Annotated in this window: 9 protein-coding genes; 3 read left to right on the top strand and 6 right to left on the bottom strand. The window is 54.4% G+C overall.

Annotated features, from left to right (window positions below; translation table 11 throughout):
* Positions 1-19: 19 nt before the first annotated feature.
* Entirely contained in the window at positions 20-832 is an 813-nt protein-coding gene (locus tag PXG97_RS05975; RefSeq protein WP_276496803.1) for a TIGR04290 family methyltransferase, read from the top strand.
* An 88-nt stretch (positions 833-920) separates the two neighbouring features.
* Complete coding sequence (locus PXG97_RS05970) at positions 921-1,484, top strand: NUDIX hydrolase (RefSeq protein WP_276496802.1); 564 nt, start codon at positions 921-923, stop codon at positions 1,482-1,484.
* Between the two features lie 442 nt (positions 1,485-1,926).
* On the opposite strand, the gene PXG97_RS05965 is transcribed toward PXG97_RS05970, so the two are convergent.
* The 5 genes from PXG97_RS05965 to PXG97_RS05945 all read right to left on the bottom strand — a co-directional run bounded on the left by PXG97_RS05965 (position 1,927) and on the right by PXG97_RS05945 (position 10,253).
* Entirely contained in the window at positions 1,927-3,495 is a 1,569-nt protein-coding gene (locus PXG97_RS05965; RefSeq protein WP_276496801.1) for an NFACT RNA binding domain-containing protein, read from the bottom strand.
* Positions 3,496-3,611: 116 nt separating this feature from the next.
* Positions 3,612-4,373, bottom strand: a complete 762-nt coding sequence (locus tag PXG97_RS05960; protein ID WP_276496800.1) for an MBL fold metallo-hydrolase — start codon at positions 4,371-4,373, stop codon at positions 3,612-3,614.
* A complete protein-coding gene (locus PXG97_RS05955) occupies positions 4,370-4,645 on the bottom strand; it encodes a hypothetical protein (protein ID WP_276496799.1) in 276 nt (91 codons plus the stop codon). Before PXG97_RS05955 ends, PXG97_RS05960 begins: the two co-directional genes overlap by 4 nt.
* A gap of 1 nt (position 4,646) precedes the next feature.
* On the bottom strand, positions 4,647-5,027 hold the full coding sequence (locus PXG97_RS05950; protein WP_276496798.1) for a response regulator: 381 nt from the start codon (positions 5,025-5,027) through the stop codon (positions 4,647-4,649).
* A 3-nt stretch (positions 5,028-5,030) separates the two neighbouring features.
* Complete coding sequence (locus tag PXG97_RS05945) at positions 5,031-10,253, bottom strand: PAS domain S-box protein (RefSeq protein ID WP_276496797.1); 5,223 nt, start codon at positions 10,251-10,253, stop codon at positions 5,031-5,033.
* Between the two features lie 216 nt (positions 10,254-10,469).
* Between PXG97_RS05945 and miaA the strand changes: the two genes are divergently transcribed.
* Positions 10,470-11,387, top strand: coding sequence for a tRNA (adenosine(37)-N6)-dimethylallyltransferase MiaA (gene miaA / locus PXG97_RS05940; protein WP_276496796.1), 918 nt, complete (start codon positions 10,470-10,472; stop codon positions 11,385-11,387).
* A 153-nt stretch (positions 11,388-11,540) separates the two neighbouring features.
* On the opposite strand, the gene tamL is transcribed toward miaA, so the two are convergent.
* Positions 11,541-13,904: a translocation and assembly module lipoprotein TamL gene (gene tamL / locus PXG97_RS05935; protein WP_276496795.1), complete on the bottom strand. Its 2,364-nt coding sequence runs from the start codon at positions 13,902-13,904 to the stop codon at positions 11,541-11,543.

Genomic DNA, 13,904 nt, shown 5'->3' with positions numbered 1-13,904 from the left:
CATAAAAACAACCTGTCCTATGTCGGAAATAGAAGCGCTTGCACCCTGGTTCCACAACCTGCACCTGCCTGACGGCAACCAAACCGCCCCCAATCATTTTCTGGGTGATTTCCCGAAGTTCAAGTGGCTGGAGTTGGAGCCGTACCTTCCGGAAGATCTATCGGGCTGGGAAGTGCTGGATATTGGATGCAACGCCGGTTTCTATAGTATAGAGCTTGCCAAACGAGGTGCCAACGTACTTGGCATTGACGTGGACCCGCACTACCTGCGGCAGGCGGAGTGGGCAGCGAAGCAGTTCGGGCTGGAGGATAAAATCGAGCTTAAACAAATGCAGGTGTATGATGTGGCCCGCCTCGACCGCCAGTTCGACCTGATCTGGTACATGGGGGTGCTCTACCACCTGCGCTACCCGTTGCTGTCTTTGGATATCCTGTCCCAGAAATGCCGCCGCCAGATGGTGTTTCAGACCCTGACCATGCCGGGTAAAGAAGTGGCGGAGGTACCGGAGGATTTTGAGATTAACGACCGCCAGCGTATGCTGCAGGAAGGCTGGCCCAAAATGGCCTTCATCGAAAAACGCATGGCCGGTGACATCACCAACTGGTGGGCACCTAACCATGCCGCCATCGAAGCCATGATGCGCTCCTGTGGCTTCAAAGTAAAGGATCGCCCGGGGCATGAGCTGTACATACTAGAGGTTGATGAGCAGCTGAAGCAGCACCAGCAGTGGAACCAATCGGAGTACCTGTCAGCTACAGGCCAGGATTGGCAGGAGGCCGTACAGCAGAAGGTAGCCGGCAAAAATGAGTACATGGTGCGGCAAAAAGAGTAGCCCGGGAGCAACTCGACCTATAGTGCTGTGCCTCTTTGCCATGCCCCAGGCATGGCTTTTTTACGCTAATAAAGTATAACTTGCAAGTATGAGTGACAAGAGTAATACCCTACAGCCCTGGAAGATCCTGCGGTCGGACATGGTGGTGGATGAGAAATGGTATAAGTTGCGGCGCGATGAGGTAGAGTTGCCCAATGGCCACATAATGGATGATTATTACGTGAGCGTGCGCCCCAACGTGGTGCTGGTTTTTCCGCTTACGGAAGATAACCATGTCATTTTTGTGCGCCAGTACAAACACGCAGCCGCCGACATCTTTATTGAGCTGCCGGGTGGTGTGGTAGATGAGCACGAGATAGAGCCGCTGGAAGCTGCCCGCCGCGAACTGCTGGAGGAAACAGGCTATACCTCTGAAGAACTGGAGCCGCTGCTGGAGGTGATCGACAACCCCACCAAAGACACCAACAGAATCTACTACTTCCTTGCACGGAACGCCCGTAAAATAACCGAGCAGGACCTGGATATAAGTGAGCACATTGAAGTACTGAAGGTACCGCTGGAAGAGCTGGAAAGTATGGTGTTGAGTGGAAAAGTGAACGTGGCCGGCTCTATTGCCTTGAGCTTGCTGGCTTTGCGGAAGTTGGGAATGTAGATATACTTTTTTGCAGCACCGGCTCCAACCACCCCTGCCCCTCCGTGTTTAAGGAGGGGAATTCTGTTCCAGCTCCGTCAGCCTAAGCTATCGAAATATTTCCCAGCCCTTGGGTGGGGGTAGGGGCCCTCGAAAAAGAGCGCCGTCTAGATTTCCGGTGCCGAAGGCATTGCGACGCAGGAGCAAAGGAAATGTAGACAGCGCGATGCCCTTATCGAGGGCCCCTACCCCCAAGACGAGCCCTCTCGGGCTTGAGAGCAGAAAGTATACTATGCAACGGTAGGCTTGTAAGGCCGTGGATGAACAGGGGCTAGTAAGGGTAGCTTGTGTCCAGTTGCATCAAGCAGCGGCAATAGCACGAGCTACAAGCTCGCACGAGCGATGTCAAGTAGCAAAAGCAGCGGCTATAGAAGGCACAAGCGGATGCTTGCGCCAGAAACCTTTATCCTTTCGCAAACGGATTCTCCGGCTTTACCAGCAGCACTTTCTCCCGCTCCACCACCACAGCCCCGGCAGGAGCACCCTTCGGCTTGCGCACCCACTTTTTGGGCGTGTAGATCACCGGGCACAGCGAATCCGATTTCCGTTTGCTGTAGTAGGCTGCCAACTGTGCCGCCTTTTCCAGCACCGAATTTGGGATTGTTTTCCCCGCCTGGTACTTGATCACCACGTGCGAGCCGGACACGTCTTTGGCATGCAGCCACATATCCTCCTTGTACGTATGGCGCTGTGTCAGCTCGTCGTTGTTCTGGGAGCTCTTGCCCACCAGTATCTTAAAGCCTTCGCTCTCAAACACCCGAAACGGAATCTGCACCTGTTCCTGCTGCTTGCTGCCAAGCAGGTGGTTATACTCCCGCAGAAACACCTTCAGCTGCTTATAGTGCTCCACCTCGGCTAGCGCCTGCAGCGCGTCCTCCAGTATGATGAGCTCCTCCAGCTTTCGCTCTACTTTCTCCTCCAGCTGCTTTACCTCCAGGTGCTGGTTCTTGGCCTTGCGGTAGAGGCGCTCAGCATGCTTCTGTGGGGTTTCGTTTTGCTTTAAAGTATAGGTGCGGGTTTGGTCGGTATAGAAATCGTAGAGCTCCACCTCGGTGGCGCGTGGCGGAATATTGGTAAGGTTGGCCATGAGTACGTCGGCGGTCTGAGAGTAAGAGCGGTTGTGGCGCAGCTCCTGCAGCTTCTCCTCGCTTTGCTCCATCACCGTTTTGGTTACGTGCCGCTTGCGCTCCAACTGCTGCCTGGCCTGCTCATACTGCCGCTTAAAACCCGTCTCAGACAAGTATAAACGGGTGAAGTTACTAGCCGCCTCCAGCGGATCCGGATAGGTATACAACACCTCGCCGAGTGGCAGCAGCGACAGGCGCAGTTTATCCTGTAGCTTGATAATATAATATGCCCCAGGCGCCTCCAGGATGTCTAACATGTTTTGCACCAGCTCCCACTTCTCCTCCAGCGTGGCTTGGCTATACCCGCGCTCCTCTAAGTATAAAAGGGGCACATCCCCAAAGGTAGGGTACACTTTGCGCAGGTTACCGTCGGCGGCGGAAAAGGCGGCGAAGTTCTGCTGCAGTGGCCGGTCCATGTGCAGCGGGTCGAGTTCGGCATCGGCCGGGAACTTCTTCAGAAACAGCTTTATGGCCTCCCCATGCTGGTAGAGCACGATGTTGGAGCGGTTGCCGAACATCTTGAACAGCAGCAGGTAACCGCCCGAAAGTATAAGGTAGAAGCTGCGCTCGTTCTGGTGCTGCACCACGTCCTCCACCGTCTGCCCCTGCATCTCCTGCAGTAGCTCAATAGTGTTGGCGCGGGCTCTCTTAAATTCAGTAGGGAAAGAGAGCGAGGTAAAGTGCGGCCCCAGTTGCGCCCGGATGTACAGTTCTTCTCCATTACGGGCAAAACCAAGTATAAGCTCGGCCTTGTTCTGGCTGAAAGCCGTAACTACCTGCATGCCGGTAAGCTTGGGCTTCAGTGCCTGCGCCAGTTGCCGTAAGAAGTAAAAGTTCAGGTGCATTTTTAGGACAAAGGATCTAATAACAAAAGACAAAGGATGTTTATACTTTATTAAGGCTCTATGACAAATTAACAAAAGTCACTTGTCTTATGTCACGCAGTCCTTTGCCAGGAAAGTTATACTTCTAGCTGCAGGCCGTCGTAGCCGAGGCGGATGAAGTCCGGCAGTTGCAGCTCTACCTCGCGGTGCAGGCCCATTAAATGGCTGATGTGGGTGAGGTACGCCTGCTCGGGCTGCAGGTCCTCCAATACGGCGATGGCCTCCTTCAGAGAAAAGTGCGAGATGTGGTGCTCGTGGCGCAAAGCGTTAAGCACAATCACTTTAGAGCCGCGCACCTTCTCTTTTTCCTCTTCGGAGATGTAATTGGCATCGGTAATGTAGGTGAAGTCTCCGATGCGGAAGCCCAGCACGGGTAATTTGTAGTGCATCACCCGGATCGGTGTGAACACAACGCCCTCTACCTCAAAGGGCTCTGTCGTGATTGGGTGCAGCTGCACCTGCGGAATGCCCGGATACTTGTAATCCGCAAAGATATAGGCGTACTCCCGCTTGAGCTGCTCCAGTACGCGCTCTTCGCCATACAGAGGCATGTCTTTGTGCTGCGAGAAGTTAAAGGCACGGATATCATCGAGGCCGGCGGTGTGATCCTTGTGCTCGTGCGTAAACACCAGGGCGTCAAGCTTTCGGATGCGCTCACGCAATACCTGTTGCCGGAAGTCGGGGCCCGAGTCGATGATGATGCTTTTGCCATCGACCTGCAGGTGCACCGACACGCGCAGGCGCTGATCACGGTAGTCTACAGAACGGCAAACCTCGCAAGTGCACCCGATAACTGGTACGCCCTGCGAGGTGCCCGTGCCTAATAATGTTATTTTCAATTGGCGTTCTCTTCGTTTCGGATCTCGTGGTAGAGCTGCCTGGTTTTGTCGCTCAGCCGGCTCTCATCCACAGAAATTGTGCGAAGGATATCGTAAAGGCAGTTGATCTTCCCCTCCAGGCTGTAGTACTTGTTCACTACCGCCACCTTCATATCTTTTAGCACACAGTAGCCGGCTTTAAAGTTGCCTTTTTCATAACGCAGCACAAAATCCGACTCTGCAAAAATATCCTCCAGCTTGTTTAAAAATGGCCGCGTGTACTTTAGCTGCATTTTACTTTACCGTATACTTCTTAACTGTCTGCACCAGCATATCAAAGTCGAGCGGCTTTGGCAGGTAATCGTTGATACCTACGGCTTTGAAGTCTTCCATGCTATAGTTGTTCGCGTTGCCTGTTACCGCAATGATCGGAATGTTGGCAGTCTCTGGGTCCTTGCTGCCGCGAATCTCCTTGGTGCAGTCCATGCCGTTTTTCACCGGGATGTTCAGGTCCATCAGGATGCAGTCGATCTTGTTGGATTCTACCTGCTTCAACACCTCACCGCCGTTTTTGGCCACGAGGATCCTGTAGTTCTGCAGCTCCAGGATCTTCTTCGTTAGGTTCAGGATTACAGAGCTATCCTCAGCGATCAAAATAGTTTTGCTTTCTGCCATTTTCTAACTGAATATAATGTCCTTGTAAGTTTTTTTATAGTGTTCGTACTGCTTTTGCAACTTAGAGAAGTTTTGGTTCACCTCCTCAAAGTTGTCGCTCTTAATATCGTGTTCTAGCTGTTTGGCAAGTTCTGCCAGCAGATTGATGCCTAGCGTAAAGCCTGTACCTTTAAGTTGATGCAATGTACTTAAAATACCTTTGTAATGTTGTACATCAAGGTCTTTTTTGGCTTCCTCGAGCAATCCAGCGGCTTCTTCCTCAAACTCGGTATATAATTGCTTGGTAAAATCCTCTCCGCCAATTTCGCGGAGCTGCTCCACCACCGCCATGTCAATAATTGGCTCCTGGTTTTCCAGCTCTTCTGCGGCGGCGGCACCGGAAGTGCCTGCCTCCCAGCCGTTTTTATGCCATTTGCTGATCATGGTGTGCAGGTCCGAGCTCTTTACCGGCTTCGACACATAGTCGTCCATGCCCTGTTTCATGAACTTCTCGGCATCATCTTTCATCGAATAAGCCGTCATGGCAATGATAGGGGGGCAGTTGTCGCCTAGCTGCTCCTTGATGTGCCTGGTTGCCGTAACCCCATCCATCTCAGGCATCTGGATGTCCATAAAGATGATGTCATACTTGTTGCGGTTGGCATGCTCTATGGCCTCGTAGCCGTTGGAGGCAATCTCGGTAATGCAGCCCAGGCGCTCCAGCTGCTTTTGGGCCACCTTCTGGTTAATCTGGTTGTCATCTACCAGCAGCACGTATGGCGTAAAGTCCAGCGAGCTTACTTCCTGGTGTTGCTGCAGCTGCCGGAGCTGCTGCTCCTCTACCTCGGCCGCGCTGGCCACGCGCACCTTGATGTTAAACCAGAACACACTGCCATCACCGGGCTTGGAGTCCACGCCGATATCGCCCCCCAGCAGTTGCGTGAGCTGCTTCGATATTGCCAAGCCAAGGCCTGTGCCACCAAATGTTTTGGTGGAGGAGTTATCCAACTGGGTAAAGTCGTTGAACAGCAGCAACTGGTCCTCCGGAGAGATCCCGATACCAGAGTCCTTCACGCGCACGTTCAGCCTATAGTTGTCGCGGCTCAGCTTATCGGCCCCCACGGTGATGCTCACATCGCCGGCGTTCGTGAACTTGATGGCATTGGAGGTAAGGTTAGACAGTATCTGCAACAGCCTTGTCTCATCGGTTACGATGTGGCGCGGCACGTTAGGCTGGATGGTATAGGTAAAGTTCAGGTCCTTCTGCTGCGCCCGGTTCACGAACAGAGAGTGTATCTTGTCCAGTGTCTCGTGCAGGTCTACACCGTTTTCGTGCAGTACCAGCTTGCCCGCCTGTATCTTGCTCAGGTCCAGGATGTCGTTCAGGATGGCAAGCAACGCGTCCGACGACTTGCGCAGGGTGTCGATGTACTCGCTCTGCTCCGGGTCGGTGTTGATCTGGCTCATCAGGTCGATCATGCCGATGATACCGTTCATAGGGGTACGCAGCTCGTGGCTCATGTTGGCCAGGAACTGGGTCTTCACCTTAAGCAGGTTCTCCGCTTCCTCTTTGGCACGCAAAAGGGCGATCTGTGTGCGCTTCAACTCGGATACGTCGCGGACCACCCCCTCCAGGCCCACTGGCTCGCCATGCTCGTTGTACACCAGCCTGGCGTCGAGCATCACGGTTATTTCGGAGCCATCCCTGCATACCATCTCCACTTCAATGTCCCGGACGTTACGCTGCTCCAGCGCCAGGTCGCGGATGCGCTTCTGGTCCCCCGGGTTAACATAGAACTGCCCCGATGGCTTGCCCAGCACTTCGTTTTCGCGGTAGCCGAGCAGTTGAAAGACAGACGGGCTTATCAGTTGCAGGCTTCCCTCCAGATCAACGCGGTAGTACACGTCCTGGAACGACTCAAAGATGCTGCGGAACTTCTCCTCGCTCTCCGACAGGGCCAGCTCCGACTTCTTCTTGTCGGTTATGTCCAGCGCGATACCGGAGATCTCCTCAAATGAGCCATCCTCCATGTAAATGGGGTGCAGGTATACTTCGCGCCAACTCCTGCCTTGCTGCAGCTCGATCTCAAAGTGCTGCGGATGCCCTGCAAACACCTGCTTATACTTATCCTCCCAAAACGCATAGGAATTCTCATGCACCATAGAGGCATCATCAATGCGAACGAACGGGCTTAGCTCATAACCGTTTCGCTGTTCAAACTCCTGTGCAAAGTTGCGGTTGAAAGAGGTAAGCTCGTAGTTGCGGTTGATGGACCACATGTGATGCGTGCCCGACTCAAAGATAGCGTTTAGGCGCGCATTCTGGGTATTAATCTGCTCCTCGTTGCGCTTACGCTCAATGGCCAGCGCCACCTGGTTAGAGATAAAGTGCAGGATCTCGATATCGGTGCCGACATAGGCCTCCGGGTTTTGGTAATCCTGCAGTGTGATGACGCCTATGATGCGCTCGCCAATAGCAAGCGGGGAGCAAAGGATAACCTCCGGCACCGCCCCAAACAGGGTCAGCCCCTCGCGCTCTGCCAGCTCCAGCAGCTCCTGCTTCTGCATGTACAGCGGCTTGCCCGTGGCAATGATGTACTCTGACAAGCCCCGTGAGAACGGCCGGCGGTTGTGCTGTTTCGAAGCCTTGTCGGTAAACTGATCTACCAGGTATACAAAGTTGAGGTTGTTGTGGTCGTTATCACAAAGCGCGATGTAGATGTTGCGCGTCTCGATGATCTTGCTCAGCTCGCGGTGTATGGCCGAGTAGAGCGAGTTAAGGTCTTTGCTGCTGATGGCCAGGTTGGCGATGCTGTAGTACACCTTCTGCAGCCGCTCAGCCTTGATGCGGTCGGTAATGTCGTGCAGGATGGCACGCGTGGCCACCGGCCGGTTATCCTGCCAGCTGCAGGTGATACTGCCGATCAGGTGCACCGGCTTTCCGGCCTTGGTCAGGAACACCGTTTCAATCTTGTTCACATTCTCGCCTTTGTACAGATTGCGCAGCTGGTAAATCAGCTTGGCCTTGTAGTAAGGGTGCACAATGTCGTTCAGGGTGAGCGACTCAATATCCTGGTCGGTATAGCCTAGGCGGTCTTTCCAGGCTTTGTTTACAAAGATAAACTTGTTGTCAACCGAGATGTTCTGGATAAGGTCGTGGGCATTGTCGAAGAGGTCCTGCAGGCGTATCTTGTTGTCCTTGAGGGCCTCCATGGCAATGCGCTTGTCGGTCATGTCCTTGCCTACGCTGGTGATGCCGGTTACCTGCCCCTCAGTGTCGTACTCAAACATGCTGTTCCACCGGATGGTCTTCAGCTGCCCCGACTTGGTGATCACATCCCGCTCATAGTAGGTGCTAAGATGTTTTGTTTCCAGCGATCTCTTGAAGTCACGGAACCGCTGCGTGCGCTCCTGCTGCGGCACCAGCAGGTCGTAAAAGCTCTTGCCGATCAGCTCCTCCTCCGTGTACTCCACATACTTGAGAAAGTAATCGTTGGCAAAAGCGATGTTGCCTTCGGTGTCGAGGCTGTAGTACACCAGGTTTACCTTGTCCAGGAAGCTGCGGAACTGCCCCATGGACTCATTCAGCACTTCTTCGCGGCGCTTGGTCTGCTGTGTTTGCTTGCGCTGCGTGATGTCGCGCTTGAACACCTGGATATAAGCCTCGCCGTCCAGGAGAAGGCGGTTTACCGTAAGCTCCGCGTCAAACAAGGTGCCATCCTTCCGGCGGTTTTTCCACTCAAAGGTGACGGAGCGGCCTGTCTCCAGCACCTCGCGCATAATGCGGGCGGTCTTTTCCACAGAGCGCTCCCCGTCCGGCTGGAACTCCGGTGAGTAGTCAATGGGCGACTTGCCAATCAGGTCTTCGCGGGTGCAGCGGAAAAACTCCAAAGCCTTGTCATTACACTCAAACACCACCCCGTCCTTAAACAGGAGTATGGCATCGTATGAGGCCTCGAAGAGCAGTTTATACTTGTCTTCGGTGTTGATGAGCTGCTGCTGCAGCCGGTGGCGGTCTATATAGTTGCCAATGGCAGAGCCAATAAAATCCAGCAACGACACAAAGGACTGCGTCATGCGGGGCTCGTTATTAGGCCAGATCAGGATCAGGGCCAGCACCTTCTTATCGGTGGCGATCGGCACCAACGTAAGGGTGCGGCGGAGGCTCTTCTGCAGGTGCTCCTGCAGATGCACCACCGCGTGGCGCCGGTTGTCGCCCATCAGCTGCTGCAGCTGCTCAGGGGATAGCTGCAGCTCGTCAGGGAGGGCAGGGGAGGGTACCTCTCCCGCTGAGTAGGAGAGCCTTGCCTGGTCCGGGAAAAAGGAGTTGAAAGTATAAACGCATCCGCCTTCCACATCGCTTTTCTCCAGGAGCTCATCCAGGGTGTTGTGGAGAATGTCATAGGGGCTGTCGGAGGAGGAGAGGTTGGTGATCAGCTGGTTCACAAACTCCAACTGATGGTTGCGGAAACGCACGTCCTGCTCAGTCTCGATCACCTCGTTCAGGTTCTTAACAGTGCCATAGAGTATATCCTGGGCTTTGAACTTTCCTGGCTGCAGGGTAATCTCCACAGGCAGCAGGTCTTGGTTGCCCTGGTGCAGCCACCATTCAAATTTCTGCTTTCCTTCCTCCAGCGCCTTCTGTAGCTGGCCCCTTAGCGCAACGCGCTCAAACAGGTTTAACCTAAAAGCCCGAAAGATCGACTTGCCCGTAAGGTTTTCCTTGGTCAGCCCCACCAGCTGCAGCGCCGCCTGGTTGATGTCTATGAAGTGGCCCTCGCAGTCGAGCAGGAACATGGGCTCAGAGTTTTCCTCAAACACATCATGGTAGCTGTCGCCGTCGTAAGGCAGCAAGGCCGTGGCCTGCCCCATGTTGGCCAGCTCCACGCACACAAATGTGCTGCCCTGGAAATGCACCATGCGGCAGCTATACGTAAAGGGGTTGCAGCTCTCATCGTCTGTATCCACAGAGCCTGTAAACTTGCGTTGCTTCTGCAGCGCTTCCATCAGCAGGCCAAACTGCTCCTGCGTGATGCCGAAAAGGCCTCGGAGGTCGCGGCTAGTGCTGAGGTCGGAGCCGCTAGGCCGGTAGTTGCTCGTTTGTGCATTGGCCGCCAGCACCTGTCCGCTTGGCAGGGCCACCACCACGCCATGGGTTGGTTTGGCCAGTTGCACCAGCACCTGCAGCAGGTTAGAGGCTGATTGTATGATTTTCTCGTCAGGCTGCCGGGTTGAAGTATAAGGCATAGTTAGTGTCTATAAGTATAACAGCAAGCAAATGCACAGAGGCAAGCGCAAAGCCTATACTAATTTCATAAATAAAGCGATAATTTAGCAAAAAAATAAAGAGCAGACTATCGCTCTTATAGGGTACAACAAAACGGTGCTGTGGTTTGTGCCTTTGCAGGCAGTGTGGCAGACAGTTTTTTGCATCAGATTTTGCAGCTATCAACCGGAAAAGGCATGGAAAGAAGACAGAAGCACCTGGTAGTGGTGGTGGGCCCAACGGCGGTGGGCAAAACAGATTTGTGCGTGCGGCTGGCTAAGCAGTATAAAACCGAGATCATCTCCGCTGACTCCCGGCAGTTCTTTACTGAGATGAGCATCGGCACGGCCAAGCCCACAGCAGAAGAGCAGCAGGGGGTAAAGCACCACTTCGTGGACTCGCATAGCATAGAGGAAGACTACAGTGCCGGCGCTTTTGAGCAGGATGTGCTGGTGCTGCTGGAGCAGCTGTTCCGGCAGCATGATGTTGTGATTATGACCGGTGGCTCCGGGTTGTATGTGCGTGCCGTACTGGAGGGCATGGATGAAATGCCGGAGGTGGATCCACAGGTACGCGCACAACTGACGGAGAAGTATGAGCAGGAAGGGCTACAACCTTTACTGGATCAGCTGCAGCTGCTGGACCCTGTATACTTTGCCCAGGTCGACCAGGCGAACGTGCAGCGGGTAGTGCGGGCACTGGAGGTGTGCCTGAGCAGCGGAAAACCCTACTCCTCCTTCAGAAAAAGTGAAAAGCAGGAGCGGCCCTTCAACAGCATCAAAATAGCCCTGAACCGCGATCGTGCCGAACTCTACAGCCGCATAGACCGGCGCATGGACCAGATGCTGGAGCAGGGGCTACTGGAGGAGGCCAAGCGCCTGTACCCACACCGCCAGCACAACGCGCTGCAAACAGTTGGCTACAAAGAGATTTTCGACTACCTGGAGGGCAAGTATGACTGGGAGGAAGCCGTGCGCCTGCTAAAACGAAACAGCCGCCGCTACGCCAAGCGCCAGCTTACCTGGTTCAACAAAAACCCGGAGGAGTATGCCTGGTTTCACCCGCAGCATTGGGAGGAGGTTGTTGCCTTTATCAATGAGCGAATGAGTGGGTGAGTGAATGTTTATTTACTCCCAGTTCTGTCACTTGTAAAATTTTAGTAGCGGCTTGCAAAGGCCGTCGAACCTCGCCAACAAGATCCTTCCAGGATGACACGGAAAAATCACCTATTCACGCATCCGCTCATTCACCCAACCACCCATTCCAAATTAGAACGGATAGCCAATGGCGATGTTGAGCACCATGCCGTAGTCGCCGCTGAAGCTACCGTTAAACTCGTCCAGCACCAGGCGATCGCCTTTGGGTAAGTAGGGCACCCGCACCGGTATACCCAGATCCAACCGTATCACAAAGAACTCGATATCCACCCGCAGGCCCACGCCCGTACCCAGGGCCAGTTCGCTCAGGAAGTCCTTTGCTTCAAACTTGGCTCCCTCTTTTTCCGTCTCACGCAGGTTCCAGATGTTACCGGCATCGGCAAAAACAGCGCCCTTGAAGAAGCCGACGATCGGGAAGCGGTACTCCAGGTTTGTCTCCAGCCTGATATCACCCACCTGGTCAAAGAAGGAAAAGGCAACGGAATCCGGAACGTCGTAGGTGCCCGGCCCGACGCTGCGCGCCCGGAAAGCCCGCACGCTGTTTGGCCCGCCCACCGAGAACTGCTTTACATAAGGCATGGTTCTGGAGTTGCCATAGGAATAACCCACGCCGGTGGCCAGTCGCCATACCAGTTGGCTCTCTTTCCCCAGGTTCAGGTAGTGCCGGAAGTCGTTGTCCAGCATCACATACTGGGCGTAACGGTCCTTATACAGTACGCGCGGCTCTTCCTGGGTAGGCTTGGGCTTGCCCGTTAGCGACTGAAAGCCACTCACCACGTTGCCCGACATGTCCAGCGTCACCCGGTCAAAAACGTTGCTGGTGCGGTCTTTATACATCTGGGTGCTATAGGTCATCTGGTAAATTCCGCCGATGATGAATTGATTCTCAAAGCTGCTCTGCAGGTACTGGTTCCTGGCTAACAGTGTATCAAAAGCCTCGGTGGAGTTGGTCAGGCGCACATACTGCAGGTTGATCGGGGTGGCGTCGAACGTGAGGGTTTCCTTAGGGCGCCAGGCATAGCTGTAGGTGGCATTGTAGGAATTCAGTTGATAATAGCCAGAGCGGCTCAGAAAATTAAAGCCAAGGCCAATGCGGGTTTGCGGTACGAATTCCGTGCGCAGGTTGCGCAGGTTAAACGGCGACACGATGCGGGGAATGGCCAGAGACGTCTGCACCCCCAGCTCATAGGAGGGAATGCTGCTTTTCGCTGGCGGGTTCACGCCTTCCGGCGCCTCTCCCGTACCACGGCCCCCCACCTGCGATTCGAAGCTGCCGGTAAACTCCACGTTCAAAACCTCAGAACCCCTGAAAGTATTTCGGTTCCGGAACGACACTTTGAGCCCCGGTCCGGCAAAGTTGTTCGACTTGGTCACCATCTGCGCCTCCGCCCGCAGCGATTTCTTAAGGGCCGGCGTCAGGTACACAAAGGCATCCAACTTATCGGTGTTCACCGTGTCGCGTTCGTAATCGATGTTTACGAATTTGTAGGCCGCCAAACCCGACAGGCGCTTAATGGTGAGCAGGTGGTCTTCGCGGGTATAAAGGCTATCCTGCTCCAGAAAAACCCCGTCTAGCAGGTGGCGCGCCTTTAGGTATTCCTCGTTCGGGATGTAGTGGTAGCCTTGGAAATCGATGGTGTCCCGCACGGCAAGGCTGTCGCCGAGCGAGTAGTTGGCGAAGATGAAGATGTCATCCAGCGCGTAAGGCTGCAGTGCCTGCGAGGAGGCAGCCTCTTTCACGCGCATCAGCACGTCGGCCTGCCGGTTGCCAACGGTGGTGTCCACACTAAAAATGAGCAGTTCAGGGCTGAAGTAGTAAAACCCCTTGTTCTTGAGCACGCCGTCTATCCGGATGCGCTCATCAGTCATGATACCCAGATCATATGGCTCCCCTGGCTTTAGGAGCGATTCTGGCTTTGTCTGCTCAATAGCCTGGTGCACGGCCAGTGAGTCATTTAAGGTATACTTGATATTGCGCAAGCGGTACGGTTCCCCCACGCGGGCTGTCCAGCTAATGGTGGCCTTCTTTTGTGCTGTGTCTACCTCCGTAGTGCTGCCCACCTGGTTGTTGAAGTAGCCCCGGTTGTGCAGGCGGTTGCTCATTACCTGGCTCACGCTGCCGGTGTCTACCTGCGAGATGAGCACCGGCGGCTCTCCCAGTTTGGTCATAACCCAATGCTTCAGACCTTTTTCCTTCTCGGTATAGAAGGCGTTGTAAATAGCCAACTTTGGGCGCAGCCCAAGTATAGAGGCGTTCGGCTCAGGGCGTACGGCGGCACTAAGCTCCGTTTCCAGCGCAGCGCTGCGGTTGCTGCTGTCTTTTTCCCCGTTCACCTTCACGCTAAAGCCGGTGAATAGGGCATCACCCTCAGGCACCGTTTTGGTTACACTGCAGCCTGCCAGCAGGAGCCAGCATAGCAACAGCATGAGTGTGCAGGCCTTGATTGGCCTGGTCCGGGGGTAGTTTTTGAGCAT

The sequence above is a fragment of the Pontibacter litorisediminis genome (assembly GCF_029360645.1).
GTDB classification, from domain to species: domain Bacteria; phylum Bacteroidota; class Bacteroidia; order Cytophagales; family Hymenobacteraceae; genus Pontibacter; species Pontibacter litorisediminis.
Note: the sequence above shows the minus strand (reverse complement) of the source record. Positions and strands in the feature narration are given on the sequence as shown.

What these genes read in the sequence shown, in the direction of transcription:
- PXG97_RS05965 (WP_276496801.1), bottom strand. Translation starts at nt 3,495, where the DNA reads ATGCACCTGAACTTTTACTTCTTACGGCAACTGGCGCAGGCACTGAAG.
- tamL (WP_276496795.1), bottom strand. Translation starts at nt 13,904, where the DNA reads ATGCTCAAAAACTACCCCCGGACCAGGCCAATCAAGGCCTGCACACTC.
- PXG97_RS05955 (WP_276496799.1), bottom strand. Translation starts at nt 4,645, where the DNA reads ATGCAGCTAAAGTACACGCGGCCATTTTTAAACAAGCTGGAGGATATT.
- PXG97_RS05950 (WP_276496798.1), bottom strand. Translation starts at nt 5,027, where the DNA reads ATGGCAGAAAGCAAAACTATTTTGATCGCTGAGGATAGCTCTGTAATC.
- PXG97_RS05945 (WP_276496797.1), bottom strand. Translation starts at nt 10,253, where the DNA reads ATGCCTTATACTTCAACCCGGCAGCCTGACGAGAAAATCATACAATCA.
- miaA (WP_276496796.1), top strand. Translation starts at nt 10,470, where the DNA reads ATGGAAAGAAGACAGAAGCACCTGGTAGTGGTGGTGGGCCCAACGGCG.
- PXG97_RS05970 (WP_276496802.1), top strand. Translation starts at nt 921, where the DNA reads ATGAGTGACAAGAGTAATACCCTACAGCCCTGGAAGATCCTGCGGTCG.
- PXG97_RS05975 (WP_276496803.1), top strand. Translation starts at nt 20, where the DNA reads ATGTCGGAAATAGAAGCGCTTGCACCCTGGTTCCACAACCTGCACCTG.